This window comes from Paenibacillus sp. XP01, assembly GCF_057364885.1.
The window spans coordinates 4,192,473-4,209,512 of record NZ_CP139481.1; the positions used below are offsets into that span (position 1 = coordinate 4,192,473).

Consider the following 17,040-nt stretch of genomic DNA (forward strand, 5'->3'; position numbering starts at 1 on the left):
AGTCGTTTCTATATAAGTTTGAACGAATGGTTTTACATCGAGCCACTATGTAGTCAGAACCATATTCCGATTGCTGTTATCCCAGATTTTTTGACTCCTTTTTCAAGGAGGACATCTGTCGATAAGTCTCAACCTCTTGGAGAAGCTCATTGTAACAGTTTATCATATATCATTCTTTCACGGAAAGGCATCATTATTCGGTGACTTCACACTTCACATATTTCATAACCCAGTCAACGAAAAGTTTTCCGTTTTTCATCCTCACTGTGTTCGAAGGTTGTCGTTTCGTGCAAGTCAAAAAAAAGGACAGGTAACGCTGTGGCGTTACCCATCCCTTGTACGTTCATCTATAAGGCCGGACGAATCCAAGGCCATTGCTGTTCTGAATTAACGGGAAATGATGTGGATCGGATGACCCATAACCAGTTCCGCTGCTTCCATCACGATTTCGCCCAATGTTGGGTGAGCGTGAATAGTCAGAGCCAAGTCTTCCAGAGTTGCACCCATTTCGATAGCGAGACCCAGCTCAGCAATCAAGTTGGAAGCTTCCAGACCTACGATTTGGCAGCCCAGAACAAGGCCGTTCTCTTCGTCAGCAACGATTTTTACGAAACCTTCGGCATGGTTCAAAGATACGGCACGGCCGTTACCCGCATAAGGGAATTTGCCTGCTTTTACTTTGTAGCCTTTTTCTTTGGCTTCTTTTTCAGTCAGACCTACGCTGGAGCACTCAGGATCTGTGAACACAACAGCCGGCATACATTTGTAGTCAACCACGGACGGTTGTCCTGCAATGGCTTCTGCAGCCACTTTACCTTCGTAAGAAGCTTTGTGAGCCAATGCCAGACCAGCCACGATATCACCGATTGCGAAGATATGAGGAATGCTAGTGCGTCCTTGGTGGTCAACTTTAACGAAGCCGCGCTCATCAGTTTCAACACCGATCAAGTCCAGACCCAGTTCTCCGTCTGTGTTTGGACGACGTCCAACCGTTACGAGCAGATAGTCTGCAGTAATTTCTTTGGACTCGCCGTTTACGGAATATTTAACCGTTACGTCTTTGTCCGTTTGCTCAGCGCTTTCCGCTTTTGCACCCGTTACGATTTCGATGCCGGTTTTCTTCATGTTTTTAGCCACAAGGCTCGTCATGTCTTTATCGAAACCTGGCAATACCGTGTCCATACCTTCGATGATCGTTACTTTCGCACCGAATTTGGAGTACATTTGACCAAGCTCGGCACCGATATATCCGCCACCGATCACGATCAGGCTTTTCGGTACTTCAGGCAGGTTCAACGCTTCTGTCGAGGACAGAATGCGACCGCCGAACGGGAAAGGTTTCAGTTCGATTGGACGGGAACCTGTTGCAATGATTGCATTTTTGAATTTGTAACGCGGAGATTCGTGATCATTGAATACACGCGCTTCGTTTTCGTTGATGAACATGCATTCACCGTTGAAAACTTCAACTTTGTTGCCTTTGAGCAAGCCAGTCACGCCGCTAGTCATTTTCTTAACAACGCCGTTTTTGAATTCTTGCGTTTTGGCAAAGTCCACTTTTACGTTCTCCGCAGAGATACCAAAAGCGTCGCCATGCAATGCACTTTCATATTGATGCGCAGCCGAGATCAAAGCTTTGGATGGAATACATCCACGGTTCAAACATACGCCGCCCAGTTCGGATTTGTCTACGATCAATACGCTTTGGCCCAGTTGTGCAGCACGGATGGCAGCTACATAGCCGCCAGGTCCTGCACCAATTACCAATGTGTCGATATTGAGAGAAGCGTCGCCTACTACCATATCTTACACCTCCATAACAAGCAGCTCAGGGTTAGCGAGCAGCTGTTTAATGTAGTTCATAAAGTTTTGTGCTGTTGCGCCATCGATGATACGGTGGTCAAAGCTCAAGGACAGAGCCATTACAGGTGCTGCAACGATTTCGCCGTTTTTCACAACCGCTTTTTCGCTGATGCGTCCAGTTCCGAGAATAGCAACTTCAGGGAAGTTGATGATCGGAGTGAAGAACATGCCGCCAGCGGAACCGATGTTCGTGATGGAGATCGTGCTGCCTTTCATTTCGTTAGGGCTCAGTTTGCCGTCGCGACCACGAGCTGCCAGGTCACGGATGGAATCAGCGATCATCCAGATGGATTTACGATCAGCATCTTTGATAACAGGAACGATCAAGCCGTTGTCTGTATCTGTAGCGATACCGATGTTGTAGTATTTTTTGTATACAATTTCGTTAGCTTCTTCATCAATCATCGCGTTAAGAGCCGGGAATTGACGGGAAGCCGCAACCAGAGCTTTAACGATGAATGGCAGATAAGTCACTTTTGTGCCTTTTTTCTCTGCAATTGGTTTCATGCGAGTGCGGAACGCTACCAGTTCAGTGACGTCCACTTCATCCATGATTGTAACGTGTGGAGCTGTGTAAGCAGATTTAACCATGGCATTGGAAATCGCTTTGCGGATTCCTTTGAATGGTACGCGTTCTTCTTCCAGACGCGCATCTGCTGCTGCGGCTGCCGGAGCTGCGGATTTTTTCTCTTCTTGAGCTGCTGGAGCTGCAGAAGAAGCTGCTGCTTGGCCGCCACCGTTTTTGAAAGCTTCAACGTCTTCTTTGGTTACCTTGCCGTTGTTGCCGGTGCCGTTCACTTGAGCAATGTCAACGCCTTGCTCACGAGCAAACTTGCGAACGCTTGGCGTAGCCAAAACGTCTTTGGCCGGAGCTGCTGGAGCAACGTTGTTGCTTGCTTGAGCAGGGGAAGAAGCGTTAGTGTCTGCTCCGCCTTGAGCCGCATCTTTTTCTTGTTCAGCTTGATCGCCAGCGTCGTCGCCTTGATCCGGAATGTCACCTTCTGCATCGATGATCGCAACAACTTCGCCAACGTGGCAAACTTGACCATCTTTTGCAAATACTTCAGTTACTGTTCCGTTAACCGGACAAGGAACTTCAACGACCGCTTTATCGTTCTGTACTTCCATGATGATGTCGTCGTCTGTTACCTTGTCACCGGGTTTGATGTGCATCTTGATGATTTCGCCTTCGTGCAGGCCTTCACCCAGTTCAGGGAATTTGTATTCAAATTTAGCCAACTGAAAAACCTCCTTGATTATGTGCTCAATCCTGAAAACAACCCTTAGCTCCAAGTCTATTACCGTTACTGCGAGAGCAAATAACTGTGACTACTCAAGGGGCTAATGGCTGTTTTCAGTGCAGCTTTGCAGCTGCGATGTGAATCACCATACTGCGCCTTGCGGCATGTCAGATGATTGAATTAAAACTCAACTACTTTGTTCACTGCATCGATGATCCGAGCAGGAGTAGGCAGCCAAGCATCTTCGATTTGCGCGAAAGGATATACCGTGTCAGGACCTGCTACGCGCAGAACCGGCGCTTCCAGGTGCAGGATAGCTTTTTCATTGATTTGGGCAATGACTTCAGCCGCAACGCCTGCGCTCTTTTGAGCTTCTTGAACCACGATAGCGCGGTTGGTTTTTTTGATGGAAGCAACGATGGTATCGATATCGATCGGGCTAACCGTACGCAAGTCGATAATTTCAACCTTGATTCCTTTTTTCTCCAACTCTTCAGCAGCTTTGATGGACGTGTGCACCATCATGCCGTAAGTAACGATCGTTACGTCCGAACCTTCGCGAACCACGTTCGCTTTACCCAGTTCAACCACGTAGTCTTCTTCAGGAACCTCTGCACGGAAAGCATGGTACAGGTTCAAATGCTCCATGAAGAATACAGGGTCATTGTCGCGGATGGAAGCGATCATCAAACCTTTTGCATCGTAAGGGTTCGAAGGGATTACTACCTTAATACCCGGAGTTTGCGCAAGCAAACCTTCCAAAGCGTCTGTATGCAATTCGGCTGCTTTTACGCCGCCGCCGTAAGGTGTACGGAAAACGATTGGGGAGTTGTATTTGCCGCCGGAACGGTAACGCATGCGCGCAGCTTGCACAACCATTTGGTCAAGGGCTTCGAAAATGAAACCTACGAATTGGATTTCGGCAACCGGACGGAAGCCTTGAATACCCAAACCTACAGCCAGACCGCCGATTGCGGACTCAGCCAGCGGTGTATCGAATACGCGCTCTTCACCAAATTCTTTTTGCAGTCCTTCCGTTACACGGAAAACGCCGCCTACATGACCTACATCTTCACCGAAAAGCACAACGTTAGGATCACGTTTCAATTCAACGCGAAGCGCATCACGGATTGCTTCTTTCATGTTCATTTGTGCCATTTGCTTCATTTCCTCCTTAAACATTGACAGTTCACATTCTCGAAATCACACAAGGAACCGTAATCCGGACGATCGTCCGGACACGATATATGCTTTTAATGGAAAAAACTTATTGGAAGTCTGCTTTTTGCTCTTCCAAGTGCTTAGGCGTATGTTCGAACATGCTGTCAAGCAAGCCTGGAATCGTCATTTTTTCTGTTTTTTCCGCTTTTTTGATCTCGTCGTTGACTTTCGCTTTTGCTTCTTCTTTCACGCGAGCTGTATCTTCTTCGGTCCACAGACCTTTTTTCTCCAGATATTTCGCAAAACGCGCGATTGGATCCTTTTCGCTCCACTCTGCTTCTTCATCTTTGGTACGATATTTGGAAGCATCGTCCGAAAGGGAGTGAGGACGGAAACGATACGTTACGGCTTCGATCAATGTTGCGCCTTCGCCATTGCGGCCGCGCTCAGCAGCTTCTTGAACCGCTTTGATGACAGCCAGAACGTCCATACCGTCAACTTTAACGCCTTTGATCCCTGCTGCAACCGCTTTATGAGCGATGGACAATGCAGCGGTTTGTTTAGCAAACGGAGTTGTGATGGCGTAGCCGTTGTTTTGCACAAAGAAAATAACAGGCAGCTTGTAAACGCCGGCATAGTTCAAACCTTCGTAGAAGTCACCTTCGGAAGAACCGCCGTCACCTGTATATGTGATAACGACTTGTTTTTGTTTTTTCAATTTGTATCCCATTGCAATCCCCATCGCGTGCAGGATTTGCGCGCCGATGATGATTTGCGGCATCAATACGTTAACGCCGTCAGGCACTTGGCCACCATGCTGATGTCCACGGGAATACAGGAATGCTTGGTACAATGGAAGTCCATGCCATACGAGCTGCGGAATGTCGCGATAGCCTGGGCAGATAAAGTCTTCTTTTTGAATGGCGAATTCACTACCCACCATTGTTGCTTCTTGTCCGGATACCGGAGCATAGAAACCGAGACGGCCTTGGCGACCGAGGTTAACTGCACGATCATCCCAAGTGCGGGTAAATACCATGCGGTACATAATTTCTTTTAATTGATCGTCGGAAAGTTCTGGCAACTTATCTTTGTTAATAATTTCACCATCCGGAGACAGTACGGACAGAGCTTCTACTTCCTCCGTGTATACTTCATAAGGAACCTTGCTCATTTTTTTCTTCACCTCAACAAAAAGTTTGAATATCAAGTTCCGCTGTTATAGAATTATTATACACCTGTTTCACCGCATACGTCAAAGAAATCCGTAATTTTTTTATATTCCCTTTCGGATTGTATGTATAACAGGGGATGAATAATGGTATAACAGCATAGTACATGGCTGCTGGTCTGACCTATCCGCGCACAAGGTTAATCTTACCGTATTGTGCAGTTGAATGCAAAAAAATAACCGAGAAAGGTGACGTTTTATGACGGATTCCCGCTATTTGAAACGGACGATTGTGAAAGAAGAAATCGAGAGTCGCCATCTTGGCGAAAAGCGTGTCCTGCGCATCTACCTTCCCCCGGGGTATAACGAACTGCTAACTTATCCTGTCGTTTATTGTCAGGACGGAGAGGAGTTTTTCAATTTTGGACGCATCGCGACGACGGCGAACCGGATCATCCTGGATGAAGGCGCCGAGCCGTTCATTATTGTAGGCGTTCAGGTGGATGTCTCGGTGAGAACCCAAGAGTATGCTCCGTTCGGCGATCGCTTCAAAGCATACACGGCCTGCTTCGCTGAAGAGATTATTCCCTATGTGGAAGAGAAATATCCTGTACGCCGCTCTCCCCAGGAACGTGTGCTTGCGGGAGATTCCCTCGGCGGCAGCGTATCGCTGCACCTCGCCCTGCTTTATCCTCACCTTTTTAACCGGGTCATCAGCCTGTCAGGAGCCTTCTATTCCGCTTCCCAAGAAATTTACGCTGCTGAGGAAGACTTGTCGTGGCTGAACATCTGGATGATCGTTGGCTTGCAGGAGGATGCATTTGAATCCGATACAGGCATCTACGATTTCGTGCAGCTGAACCGCGATACACGCGACATTTTGGAGAACCGCGATGCGGTTGTATCGTACCGGGAGAAAGACGGGCGTCATCAATGGGGGTTTTGGCAAAAAGAGCTCCCCGAGGCTCTGCTTTATTTCCTGAGCGAGCGCTAACAACATCTGTCCGGCGGCGGCTGAAAGGCCGCTTTTTTCCCGGCATTTTTGTTAGCGTTTACATTTGAGATCAAAAAAGAAGCAGGACGCCCTGCTCTTTCAGTCGCTTTTGTTGCGCTCAGTATGGAAGAATTCCGAAATGTTATAATGATAGTGAATGATCACTTTCAATCCGTTTCAATAATGCGTCGCACCCGGCATCCACGAGTCTGTAAACCTCTTCGAAATTCCCCGTATAATACGGATCAGGCACTTCGCGCAACGTCTCATCAGGCAGCAAATCCATCAATTTGAGCAGATCGGCTTTCTCTCCGCCAACGACTTTGCGTACGTTCGCCACGTTGGAATCATCCATGCACACAATATAATCGAACTGTTCAAAGTCTGTACTTGCGAATTGCCTGGCGGCCATATTGGCATAGGAAATCCCGTATCCGTCCAACAATTGGCGCGTTCCTTCATGAGGCGGCTTGCCGACATGCCAATTGCCTGTCCCAGCCGAGTCTACGCGAATTCGGTCCTGCAGTCCGCGCTGCTCTATTTTGTGCCTCATCACCGCCTCGGCCATTGGGGATCTGCAGATGTTCCCCAAACATACAAACAAAACATGAATCATCTCGTTACTCCCCTTTTCCGAACGTACGATTTAATGAGCTTTGTGCCGCCTGAGGCTGCACACGATCCGCCTGTACCAGCGAACGGCGCGGCAGCTTCCATTTATAATGGACGGAACACATCCGGAAAAATACGACCGCAACAAATCCGATAAGCAATCCCGTATTGGTTGTCAGCCAGCCCATTCCGATCGCAAACCCGGCAGCGATCGCCCATACCGCATAGATTTCATCCCGCAACACCAAAGGTTTGCGTCCTGCCAACAGGTCGCGAATGATCCCTCCGCCGATGCCTGTCATCACTGCTGCCACAATGACCGCACTGATGGGATGACCCATGTTAACGGCATATAGGGCACCCTGAATCGCAAAAGCGGCAAGTCCGATGGCATCGAAGAGCGCCTCCGTCCGCTTCCAATGTCCGATCCATTTCAGCGGGAGCACAAATGCCACGGCTACGGATACGAGGGCAAGCATAATAAGTGCGCCTTGGCTCCACAGCGTGGTCACGGGCACACCGATCAGAACATTCCTTACCACCCCGCCACCGAAGGCGGTGACCAATCCCAGCACCAGTACGCCAAGAATGTCGTATTCCTCTTCCATGGCCACGAAAGCCCCCGACATCGCAAACGCAATGGTGCCGATGATGCTGAACACTTCAAAAATGTGCAAGTCCAATTCCGTCCAAACCTCACTTTTCAAGTCATCTCCATGTCGCTCTCATCATTGTATCCGCGAGTGCCGGAATTGTGCAACTAGATTTTGTGATTTATACTGGAAGGGTTCGCAATATAATGATAAATGAAAACTTTCTTCATGGCAGGAAGGATGAATAGAATGACCATGAAACGCGTCGTCATTTTTACGGGGGGAAGCCTGTCTCCCGAATTTCTCAAAGAAATCAGGCACGATGACGTGCTCATCGCTGCAGATCGCGGGGCACTGTACCTGATCGATCACGGCATTCGACCCCACTTTGCCGTAGGCGACTTCGACTCCATTACTGACGAGGAACGGGAAAGGGTCCGCCTGAACAGTGAACGCATGATTTCCGTCGATGCCGTCGAGAAGGACTGGACGGATACGGAAATGGCTTTCGAAACCGCATTGGATATGGAACCTACCCATATTCTCATGCTGGGCGCTACAGGCACTCGCCTTGATCATACGCTTGCCAACGTACATATCATGGTCCGTGCGATGCAGCATCATATCTCTTGCACGCTTCAGGACGAACACAACTATCTGACACTGACCACGTCCGAAGCCACGGTCGAAGATCGGGGGTATCAGTACGTTTCATTGCTGCCGTTGACGCCTGAGGTCACCGGAATCAGTCTGGAAGGCTTTCAGTACCCTCTGGATAAAGCAACGCTCCGGATGGGACAATCCCTTGGCATAAGCAACAAGCTTTTGGGACCTGCGGGGACAGTTACCATCGATAGCGGATTGCTGCTCATTATTCAGAGCAAGGATTAACGTTGGTTCATATGAAAGTTACATTTTTGTAACTTGCTGAAAAATAAAAAGAGCAACTTATTATTCGAAAAAACCTTTGATTTTCAAAGGTTTTTTCTGTTTCAAACCTTAAATGCATCCGTCAACGATTAATTTTTTGACATTTTTAATGGTATTTTAATAAAACGCTCCAAAACCAGTCACTTCAAGCACTTCAAGCTTCTACTCCAAATTTTAGGGTGTTACAAACCTGTTATACTCGCTCTAGCAAACGAAACGAAAACTTAATTTTGGAGGTACTACATGAAAACAAACATCTTTGTCCAAAAGGCCGTGACCGTGGGATTGTGCGCAGCACTTGGTTTTGGAGCCATCGCAATGACATCGGCACCTGCTGCTCAAGCAGCAAGCGCAACCGTGTCCAAAGGACAACAAATCGTCAATTACGGTAAACAATTTATGGGAACGCCATATAAATTTGGAGCATCCACTTCGACAACCAAAAATTTTGACTGCTCTTCCTTCATGAAATATATCTTTAAAAAGTATGGCGTGGACCTTCCGCGTACCAGCGTCAAACAATCCAAGGAAGGCGTAGCCGTATCCAAAGCGAACCTGCGCGTCGGAGACCTGGTATTCTTTTCGAGCGGCAGCCGTTCCACAGGCAGCAATATTACGCACGTAGCAGTTTACGCGGGCAACGGAAAGATCCTGCACACTTACGGATCTCCAGGGGTAACGTTCTCTGACCTGAACTCGGGAAACTGGAAAAAAACGTATATTAAAGCACGCCGTGTACTGTAATTTCCCTACGAATCATTGAATATATGTCTAAAATGGCCGGATCCATTAAGGATCTGGCCATTTTTAATGGGAAGAATGAAGCATATAACCCACTCCGCGCACAGTTTGAATGAGTTTGACGCCCCTACCCTTGTCCACTTTTTCACGCAAATGTTTGATATACACATCCACCACGTTCGTATCCATTTGAAAATCATAGCCCCACACTTCCGATAAGATCGTCTTCCGCGAACAGGCTTCGTTTGCATGCCGCGCCAAAAACTCCAACAATTCGTATTCTTTCGGCGTCAGCGTCAAATACTCCCCTGCCCGGCTGACTCTCCGCGAGCGCAAATTGATTTTAAGGTCATGCACCATGATAACTTCTTCGTCGAACTGCGAACCTTGAGAAAACAAGCGAAGCAAATTTCGAATCCTTGCCATCAATATACTCGGCTCGCTCTCTTGCTCGAGTATGTCGTTTGCCCCGCTGTCCAACCATTCCACGATTCGATCCGCAGATATTGCGGTCGTAATAATTATAAACGGAATGTTGTGATGGTTCTGTCCGCGATGCCACTTCAATCCTTCGTCGGGCTGGATTGCGTCTTCAGGAGCAGCGGTCCAGATGATCATGGACAGATTCTGCTTGACCATCTCCAATTGCTGCTTGTATGTACCTGCGCTGGCCAAGAGCACGGCATAGCCCTCGGCACTCAGCGCTTCTTTTAGCGACCTTGTCTGTTCCTGGGCGCCAACAAGTAAAATGGTCGTTTTCATCCGTTCACCCGGCCTTGGACAAATTCTTTCTCTGTAGAGGTCGCGTGCGATCCTCCATATGTCGTTATGATGCCGAAAAACGAAAAAGTCCATTCCTCGAAAGGAACGAACTTGAATTTGGTGCACGGCATTAGCCAAAATAGCGATGGACAAGCGTGCGTGCTTCCGCCGTATCTTTGGTCCCGTGGACGAGGATCCGACCGTCTTGAAAAATAACCATCCGATGTTCCCCTAGGCTGAACGAGACCAGAAACGGATTGTGTTCCACGACCCCTTCCCCAAGCTTACCCAAACGTTCAGCGGTCTGTTGGAGATCCAGCTTCAATGGTCGGGAAGGACGGATCTGCACCGTATCCCTGCCGCAAAGCACGTCCGTTTTTTCGAGATTCGAGGCGGATAAATACGGAAATGATGCCGATGCGCTGCACGAAGGACAATCCGGCTTCTTCGCGCCATCCACGTTGATCGTTATGTACTCGTTCCGCCACAGGTCAAACGACAGCAGCTTGCGCCTTAAGGCGCCATGATTTCCGCTAAGTAGCTTCATGGCTTCTGCAGTCTGATTGGCCGTGACCATCTGCACGGCTTGCGGAATGATTCCAGAAGTATCGCAGGTATCCCCGCCCAACGGCACCTCCCCGAGCAAACAATTCAAACAAGGGGTTTCCCCTGGCATAAAGGTGTAGGTAATCCCGTAGCTGCCTACGCACCCACCGTAAATCCATGGTTTGCGATGTTTTTGGCACATATCGTTGATCAGCAGTCTTGTATCAAAGTTATCCGTTGCATCCATCACCAGATCGACATCCGCAATGAGTTCTTCCAATTCATCCGCCCGCACATCCATGACTTTTCCAACGATGTCTACTGTGGAATTAATCTCTTTCAGACGCTTTACAGCAGCGATCGCTTTCGGCATGCGCTCCAATGCGTCCTTCTCTGCGTAGAGCTGCTGGCGCTGCAGGTTGCTCCACTCCACGTAATCGCGATCGGCGATCGTGATATGCCCGATTCCGGCACGTGCCAACGTCTCGGCGATTCCCGTTCCCAGCGCGCCTGCACCAATGATCAGTACACGGCTTCCTTTCAGCCGCTCCTGTCCGTTTTTGCCCAGCGGCGCGAATCGTTCCTGCCGTGAGTAACGGTTTTCTTGCTCTGGATGCTCGTTCGTGTTCGGGTTTGTCATGACTGAACCATTCCTTCCGCAGGACTGCTCGCTGCTGCATAACGCTTGACGGGGATCATGCCTGCCTCGTATGCCAATCTTCCTGCTTCAACGCCCATTCGCATGGCCTTAGCCATCTTAACCGGATCGCGTGAACCTGAAACAGCCGTATTAAGCAATACGCCATCTGCCCCAAGTTCCATCGCTTGGGCAGCATCTTTGGGAGAACGAAGGCCTGCATCCACAATGACCGGAACCGCAGCCTGTTCAATGATCAGCTCAAGATTGTACGGATTTATCAGCCCTTTGCCCGCACCAATCGGCGAGGCCCCAGGCATCACGGCGTGTACACCGAGCAATTGCAGACGTTTGGCCAAAATGACGTCATCCGAAATATACGGCAGCACCGTAAATCCTCTTTCAAGCAGCATCTCGCAAGCCCTGTACGTTTCGATCGGGTCGGGCAACAACGTTCGCCCATCGCCGATCACTTCTACCTTAATCATATCACAAAGTCCCGATGCCCGTGCCAATTCGGCGATGCGTACCGCTTCTTCGGCATTCGTCGCTCCAGCGGTATTCGGCAGCAACGTGAATCGACTCAGGTCCAACGTGTCGAGAAAATGCTTGCGGTCCCGCTGCTCCAAATTCAAGCGCCTTATAGCAAATGTCAGAACCTCTGTGCCTGATGCCTCAACCGCCTGTCGTTGTACATCCAAGTCTTCGAATTTCCCTGTTCCCAGCAGCAATCTCGATTCAAAGGCATATTTTCCAATGTTTAACACACTTATCCGCCTCCCACAAAATGTACGATTTCGATTCGGTCTCCGTTTTTCAGCGGCGTCGTCTCATGAAGCTCTCGCGTTAAAATTTGCCGATTCAGCTCAACAACGACGGTTTTCACCTGAAGATTGAAAGAGAGCAACAATTTGTCCACACGATTCAACTGGTCTTCAATCTCCATCGATTGTCCGTTGACGATAATATTCAATGCATCATCCCCTTTCCGCATAAGCGCTCCGGATTGAAAGCAGAAATCCCGAGTTCACCGGCCGATTTCCCCTCGATCAAATCCGCCAACACACTGCCTGTGATAGCGCTGAGCAAAATACCGTTCCGATAATGTCCGAAAGCGGCATACAATCCCGAATATTGTTCGCTTTCCCCCAAATACGGCAAACCATCCGGAGTCGATGGTCTCACGCCGGCCCAGGCTCGCTCGAATCGGGCGTGCGCAACGGCGGGAACCCATGCTGCCGCGGCGGAGATCAGTTTCTGGATTCCTCCAGGGGTCACATGCAAATCCGAAGCTCCCGCCAAGCTTGTTGCACCCAACCACACTTCTCCATTCGCTTTTGGAACGATATAAACATCTTCCGCATAAACGGTCCTGTCCGGTACATTTCCCCGTGCAGCGTCATGATGTGAAAACCGGACAGCAACCATTTCTCCCTTTACCGGCACGACAGGCATGTTCAACCCTACGCTTTCCATCAACTCTACTCCTTGCAGCCCGGCCGCGACTATGACATTTTTACATGTCAACATGCCAATGGAGGTTTGAACCCCTTGTATGCGCCCTGCCCCGGTTTGCAGCGTTACATTCTGAATGCCTTCCATGATTCGAGCCCCGTATGCTTGAGCAGACTTGGCATAAGCTGTGACAAGGTTTAACGGCAGCACTTCGCTTTCAGCTTGCCTGTACAACCCGCCATACGTATCCCGGCTTAGCCAGGGTGCCTGACGCTGCAGTTCCTGCCTATCCCAATACGTGCATGCATTCGAATCTGTTTCATATGCGGCTGCATATAGTCCTGCCTTTTGTCCGCTTCGAAAAGGCGTAATGAACCCGGCCTGCCGCAAGCCAATGTCAATTCCGCTCATCGCTTGAATATGCTCCCTCTGCCGGTGAACCCGTTCACGGCTGCGCCGGGCAAGCTCCGCCATGGCCGCATGATGAAAGTGCTCACTGTCGGCAGCCAGCATGCCGGCCGCCGCCGATGACGTCCCTCCACCCATTCGGGCTCGTTCCAGGAGCATTACTTCCTGCCCGCGGGCTGCCAATTCATAAGCGATGGAACAACCGATGACACCCCCTCCGATCACGATCGTTTCGGCAGACATGTCCTTTCGCGAACGTGGCTTCTCTTTTTTGTCGAGAATGTCGAACCCCGAACTACCGTCTAAGCTAATGCGATCATCAAACAACGATTGCCCCTCCTTCATCTTCGTTCAATGGCGTCATTCATGGGCCGTACACCGGACATGGCCTGTTTGAATGCAGCGGCTGCTTGCTCAGGTTTACTGTTCTCCCATATGGCGGACATGACCGCAATCCCGCTTGCCCCGGCTGCGTAAATCGCATCCACGGCATCAGGGCGAATTCCGCCGATCGCAATGACGGGAATGCAAAGGGAGCTGCATATCGCTTTCAATGCTGGTATGCCTCTTGGCGCAGCGCCAATTTTGCTGTTGGTAGCAAAAACGTGCCCAAAAATAACATAATCTGCGCCTTGGCGCTCAGCGGATTTCGCCCCTTCCAAGGAATGCACGGAAACGCCCAGACGGATCGGTTCATGCTTGTTGTCCATCCGGATGGTTGTTCCATACTGTTTGAAATCCGATTCCCCCCTTTGCACGCCGCACAACTTAGGAACAGAAAAACCATCCATTCGATCAGGAATGCCATTAACGACAATTTGCGAAGCCGGGATACCCGCTTCTAGCATTCGTTCGGCCCAATGCAATCTTTGGTTGATCGCAAGATGTTTTTCCCGAATATGAATGTAATCTACCCAAGGGCTCACCCGGATCGCCTTTTCAAGAAAAACATCAAGGTCCCCCGTTCCGTTTGAAATGACATGGAGCTCCAATGATGAAGGTACTGATTGAGTTTGCGAAGCAACCATAACTCGGTTCACCTGCCTTTCGCTGAAAGAACACAAAAAACCACTCCCGCAGGGGAGTGGCGACTTATTCGTATCTTTCGTGCAATGCAAGGCAAATGCGAAACCAATGGGCATTATTCTCACGCGTTTATGCATGGAACGAGCATTGCCGATAATCGCATTGCAATCCAAGCGACGGCTGAAATACAGCCTTCCTTGTCATGACGAAAAACGTGCCACTTCCCTACGCTGGTATGATCCAGATCAGGTACAAAGGGTCCGGAATCGAATTATTCCATCTCAGCCGCATCGCGCGGCACCCCTAGTGCTCTTATGAAGTTGTAGCCTATATTACCATAGGCATCCTGTTTTGTCATCGATCATTTTTGCGTGCACTGCCAGAAATCAGGAAGATCAGCGTTTTTTTAGGTTAGACTACGCAGCTGAAAATATCGCACTATCCAGTGCCTTTTCGTCGGAGGATACTAGCGATTGATATAACAATTTTGCTCAAAATAGCCTCGAGCCGCTGCCTCCTGGGCATCCGTAAAAACTTCCTCCGGCCTGTATCCGTTCGAGCATGTGGCCGGATAATAATATTTGATGCCGCTGTCAGGATCCACGCCGCCGATCACGGCCGTCCTCTTAACAAGCCGGCCGCCTCCGATGGCAAAGTTGTTGATTTTTCGGCTCCCGCTCGGAATACCCTGAATGAAAGCAATGATCCCTGTGTCATTTATAGAGTTGTACCAGTCTTCCTGGGAGATGAGCGGCAGAGTAAACGTGTATGAGATGCCATTTCTTCTGGCAAATTCGTTGTGACGATTGATGACCTCGGCCAAATCCTCCTGAACGGCACTGACAATCCGGCTTCTGCGCACATGTTCAAAATGTTCATCATTTCTCAGCAACGGGATCCGTGTCGACGCGATGAGTTCATTCCGAAAGCCTTCAAGCCACATTTGCCTTTCGGCATCATAGGCGTAGACATAACTATCCAACGTGAAATTGATGCTGTTTCCGTCTTCGTCTGCATAGGTATAAGGTTTCTTCGGGCTCCATACGTGACGAAAATAGTTTTCGGACTCCCCCATCATTTCCGTCTCTTTGGCAAACATGTAGTAACCGTCGTAGTCCAGAACAACGATAGCCGGGATATAATCGAACAAGGAGCGAATCGCTGGCGGATCGTCCTGAATCCCCAAATTAAGAGCCATCGTTTGCGTAAACGTCTCCAGCGCCAAATCTTTATCAGCGTTCACAAACTTTGATGAACCGTAGCCCGCTTCTCCACTTTGCTTTTCGTTCTGGTGCATGACCATGCCAGCGTCCATGACGGCAGTCCTCAGCGCCGTCTCATATCTATTGCTGAGGATCTGGGCCTCTTGGAGTTCCCGACTGCTCTGCGACACGATCCAAAAAAACGGAAAAAAGACAAGCACAAAAACGATGGACAGCTCAGTAATCTTCATTCAGCACCATCCCTCCATACGTGGTAAACACGGCGGGAGATTGGATTGTCCCATTTAGCCATTCGCGGATAAGCATTGCGGGGGTTCGATTCGTATTTCTGACGGACACGGTAAAAAAATCCCCTACTGTAAACGTGTATCTTCGGGCAGGATCCTCCGCGGTTTCTAAACCGTCGGTCGGAAAAAGCTTCTCTTTGATTTGGCTTGAATAATATCCATCCAAAACCGTCTCGTACGTCCCCGTAAAAGTCGCAGGATTTTGGGGATCGATGTAATTCGGCACATATTTTTTGTGCAGATGCTCCATTGAAATGTCGTAGACATTGCCCGTGCGCGCCAATTGTTCTTCGAATTCGGCAAACATCGCTGGAGAAATGTAACCTTTGGTGCGAGCGGAATCAACAAAACGCGTGACGGTCTGGTAAACGGTCATCCGGGAAATCTCATCCTGCCGATCCGCCGTTTCGGCAGCCGGATATACATATAGCAGAAGTACCGCCAACAAGACGGCAAGCAGTTTGGATGCGGCATTAATCAATATCTCCGGCCTCCTTCCAGAACGAGATTTTATTCAGCTGCCCGGACTCGTCTCTGATAAACTCAGGCCTGTAGAGACCCATAAGCTGGACCGGAACGGTCGCCCCCCTGTCTGCCAAAGGGTCTATACGATAGGCGCTTCCGTCCACCTCCACCTGAATGGTTGTCCCCGTCATCTGTCTGACCGTATGCAGCACTTCCGCTCCGCTATAACGTTCCGGCTCAGAAATTCTCAGCGTTGCTGTCAACTTGCCCTCCATAGCTTCCGTTCCCTGGATGGTCTGATCAATGGCTTGTGCCAAGTGGCGAACATGATGCTGTCCGTGCATACAAGCTGCAACAAACATAACTACCGCCGTGCAAAACAACATAAGCTGCTGCGTGTTTCGGGACATCACCCTCCAGCTCCTGTCACGATTGTGTGAAAATAAGCCCTCTCACCACATTGGACTTATCTTTCACGATGATCGCTTTGAATTTCCCGCTCGGATTGACGTATTGGTTGTCTTTCTCGTTCATCGTTTGATTAATGCTCCCTACCTTGTTATCAGGCGCGATCACCGAGCCATAATCTGCGTTATTGACGTCACGTGAAATGTTCAATTCATTGCCGTACCATTGTCCCGCTGCGTTTTTGCCAGTAATGATCTGAATGCCGAACTGGTCCTTGTCCGCATACTTTCGCAGCGCATTGGTCACCTGGGAGCCGCTGATCGTTGTTCCGTCATAAACGGTGAATGCAGCCTGAGACAATTCGGTCTGAATGTCCGCGAAGTTGTTCTGTGCCGTCTTGGTGGCCTCCTGGGCCGATATAAACAGCAGCACCACGATCGTAATCAAGGCAATCGTCAAAAAAATCCCGGCAGCAACCTTTAGCGCACTGGATGCATTGTTCATTTTCAATTCCTCC

The 17,040-nt window shown here is 49.4% G+C and carries 19 protein-coding genes and 1 riboswitch; of the genes, 3 read left to right on the forward strand and 16 right to left on the reverse strand.

From position 1 onward, the window contains the following. Window positions 1–387: 387 nt before the first annotated feature. From lpdA to pdhA, 4 genes are all read right to left on the reverse strand, one after another. Complete coding sequence (gene lpdA, locus SNR34_RS18810; protein WP_236412247.1) at window positions 388–1,803, reverse strand: dihydrolipoyl dehydrogenase; 1,416 nt, start codon at window positions 1,801–1,803, stop codon at window positions 388–390. Between the two features lie 3 nt (window positions 1,804–1,806). Beyond that, window positions 1,807–3,102: a dihydrolipoamide acetyltransferase family protein gene (locus SNR34_RS18815; RefSeq protein WP_339272877.1), complete on the reverse strand. Its 1,296-nt coding sequence runs from the start codon at window positions 3,100–3,102 to the stop codon at window positions 1,807–1,809. A 182-nt stretch (window positions 3,103–3,284) separates the two neighbouring features. After that, window positions 3,285–4,262, reverse strand: coding sequence for an alpha-ketoacid dehydrogenase subunit beta (locus SNR34_RS18820; protein WP_236412245.1), 978 nt, complete (start codon window positions 4,260–4,262; stop codon window positions 3,285–3,287). Window positions 4,263–4,371: 109 nt separating this feature from the next. Further along, the gene (pdhA, locus tag SNR34_RS18825; protein ID WP_236412244.1) at window positions 4,372–5,439 is read right to left on the reverse strand and encodes a pyruvate dehydrogenase (acetyl-transferring) E1 component subunit alpha; all 1,068 of its coding nucleotides are present in this window, start codon (window positions 5,437–5,439) and stop codon (window positions 4,372–4,374) included. A gap of 256 nt (window positions 5,440–5,695) precedes the next feature. On the opposite strand from pdhA, the gene SNR34_RS18830 reads away from it, so the two are divergent. Continuing rightward, entirely contained in the window at window positions 5,696–6,430 is a 735-nt protein-coding gene (locus SNR34_RS18830) for an alpha/beta hydrolase (RefSeq protein WP_236412242.1), read from the forward strand. A 142-nt stretch (window positions 6,431–6,572) separates the two neighbouring features. On the opposite strand, the gene SNR34_RS18835 is transcribed toward SNR34_RS18830, so the two are convergent. Both SNR34_RS18835 and SNR34_RS18840 read right to left on the reverse strand, forming a co-directional pair. After that, on the reverse strand, window positions 6,573–7,046 hold the full coding sequence (locus SNR34_RS18835; protein ID WP_486179920.1) for a low molecular weight protein-tyrosine-phosphatase: 474 nt from the start codon (window positions 7,044–7,046) through the stop codon (window positions 6,573–6,575). 4 nt (window positions 7,047–7,050) lie between these two features. Beyond that, entirely contained in the window at window positions 7,051–7,719 is a 669-nt protein-coding gene (locus tag SNR34_RS18840; protein WP_236412918.1) for a trimeric intracellular cation channel family protein, read from the reverse strand. Between the two features lie 165 nt (window positions 7,720–7,884). Between SNR34_RS18840 and SNR34_RS18845 the strand changes: the two genes are divergently transcribed. Continuing rightward, on the forward strand, window positions 7,885–8,526 hold the full coding sequence (locus tag SNR34_RS18845; protein WP_486179921.1) for a thiamine diphosphokinase: 642 nt from the start codon (window positions 7,885–7,887) through the stop codon (window positions 8,524–8,526). Between the two features lie 282 nt (window positions 8,527–8,808). Continuing rightward, the gene (locus SNR34_RS18850; protein WP_236412236.1) at window positions 8,809–9,309 is read left to right on the forward strand and encodes a C40 family peptidase; all 501 of its coding nucleotides are present in this window, start codon (window positions 8,809–8,811) and stop codon (window positions 9,307–9,309) included. 63 nt (window positions 9,310–9,372) lie between these two features. Here the strand turns inward: SNR34_RS18850 and SNR34_RS18855 are convergent, their stop codons facing one another. From SNR34_RS18855 to SNR34_RS18900, 10 genes are all read right to left on the reverse strand, one after another. Beyond that, window positions 9,373–10,068, reverse strand: coding sequence for a winged helix-turn-helix domain-containing protein (locus SNR34_RS18855; protein WP_486179922.1), 696 nt, complete (start codon window positions 10,066–10,068; stop codon window positions 9,373–9,375). A gap of 130 nt (window positions 10,069–10,198) precedes the next feature. Continuing rightward, a complete protein-coding gene (locus SNR34_RS18860) occupies window positions 10,199–11,254 on the reverse strand; it encodes a ThiF family adenylyltransferase (RefSeq protein ID WP_486179923.1) in 1,056 nt (351 codons plus the stop codon). Then, a complete protein-coding gene (locus tag SNR34_RS18865; protein ID WP_343260152.1) occupies window positions 11,251–12,018 on the reverse strand; it encodes a thiazole synthase in 768 nt (255 codons plus the stop codon). Before SNR34_RS18865 ends, SNR34_RS18860 begins: the two co-directional genes overlap by 4 nt. 2 nt (window positions 12,019–12,020) lie before the next feature. Beyond that, complete coding sequence (gene thiS / locus SNR34_RS18870; RefSeq protein WP_236412227.1) at window positions 12,021–12,224, reverse strand: sulfur carrier protein ThiS; 204 nt, start codon at window positions 12,222–12,224, stop codon at window positions 12,021–12,023. Further along, window positions 12,221–13,441, reverse strand: coding sequence for a glycine oxidase ThiO (gene thiO / locus SNR34_RS18875; RefSeq protein WP_486179924.1), 1,221 nt, complete (start codon window positions 13,439–13,441; stop codon window positions 12,221–12,223). Before thiO ends, thiS begins: the two co-directional genes overlap by 4 nt. Before the next feature lie 14 nt (window positions 13,442–13,455). Beyond that, on the reverse strand, window positions 13,456–14,154 hold the full coding sequence (locus SNR34_RS18880) for a thiamine phosphate synthase (protein ID WP_486179925.1): 699 nt from the start codon (window positions 14,152–14,154) through the stop codon (window positions 13,456–13,458). Window positions 14,155–14,345: 191 nt separating this feature from the next. Continuing rightward, window positions 14,346–14,455, reverse strand: a riboswitch (TPP riboswitch). 151 nt (window positions 14,456–14,606) lie between these two features. Continuing rightward, window positions 14,607–15,593 (reverse strand): hypothetical protein, encoded by a 987-nt coding sequence (locus tag SNR34_RS18885; RefSeq protein WP_486179926.1) that lies wholly within the window; start codon window positions 15,591–15,593, stop codon window positions 14,607–14,609. Next, a complete protein-coding gene (locus tag SNR34_RS18890) occupies window positions 15,580–16,131 on the reverse strand; it encodes a hypothetical protein (protein WP_339272896.1) in 552 nt (183 codons plus the stop codon). Before SNR34_RS18890 ends, SNR34_RS18885 begins: the two co-directional genes overlap by 14 nt. Then, window positions 16,124–16,525, reverse strand: coding sequence for a hypothetical protein (locus SNR34_RS18895; protein WP_486179927.1), 402 nt, complete (start codon window positions 16,523–16,525; stop codon window positions 16,124–16,126). The genes SNR34_RS18890 and SNR34_RS18895 overlap by 8 nt, the downstream gene beginning before the upstream one ends. 16 nt (window positions 16,526–16,541) lie before the next feature. Beyond that, window positions 16,542–17,027 (reverse strand): ABC transporter permease, encoded by a 486-nt coding sequence (locus tag SNR34_RS18900; protein ID WP_339272900.1) that lies wholly within the window; start codon window positions 17,025–17,027, stop codon window positions 16,542–16,544. Window positions 17,028–17,040: the final 13 nt, after the last annotated feature.

Coding starts and splice junctions, on each gene's coding strand:
- lpdA (WP_236412247.1), bottom strand. CDS start 1,803: ATGGTAGTAGGCGACGCTTCTCTCAATATCGACACATTGGTAATTGGT.
- pdhA (WP_236412244.1), bottom strand. CDS start 5,439: ATGAGCAAGGTTCCTTATGAAGTATACACGGAGGAAGTAGAAGCTCTG.
- SNR34_RS18895 (WP_486179927.1), bottom strand. CDS start 16,525: ATGTCCCGAAACACGCAGCAGCTTATGTTGTTTTGCACGGCGGTAGTT.
- SNR34_RS18885 (WP_486179926.1), bottom strand. CDS start 15,593: ATGAAGATTACTGAGCTGTCCATCGTTTTTGTGCTTGTCTTTTTTCCG.
- SNR34_RS18850 (WP_236412236.1), top strand. CDS start 8,809: ATGAAAACAAACATCTTTGTCCAAAAGGCCGTGACCGTGGGATTGTGC.
- SNR34_RS18820 (WP_236412245.1), bottom strand. CDS start 4,262: ATGGCACAAATGAACATGAAAGAAGCAATCCGTGATGCGCTTCGCGTT.
- SNR34_RS18855 (WP_486179922.1), bottom strand. CDS start 10,068: ATGAAAACGACCATTTTACTTGTTGGCGCCCAGGAACAGACAAGGTCG.
- SNR34_RS18830 (WP_236412242.1), top strand. CDS start 5,696: ATGACGGATTCCCGCTATTTGAAACGGACGATTGTGAAAGAAGAAATC.
- SNR34_RS18900 (WP_339272900.1), bottom strand. CDS start 17,027: ATGAACAATGCATCCAGTGCGCTAAAGGTTGCTGCCGGGATTTTTTTG.
- SNR34_RS18860 (WP_486179923.1), bottom strand. CDS start 11,254: ATGACAAACCCGAACACGAACGAGCATCCAGAGCAAGAAAACCGTTAC.
- SNR34_RS18835 (WP_486179920.1), bottom strand. CDS start 7,046: ATGATTCATGTTTTGTTTGTATGTTTGGGGAACATCTGCAGATCCCCA.
- SNR34_RS18845 (WP_486179921.1), top strand. CDS start 7,885: ATGACCATGAAACGCGTCGTCATTTTTACGGGGGGAAGCCTGTCTCCC.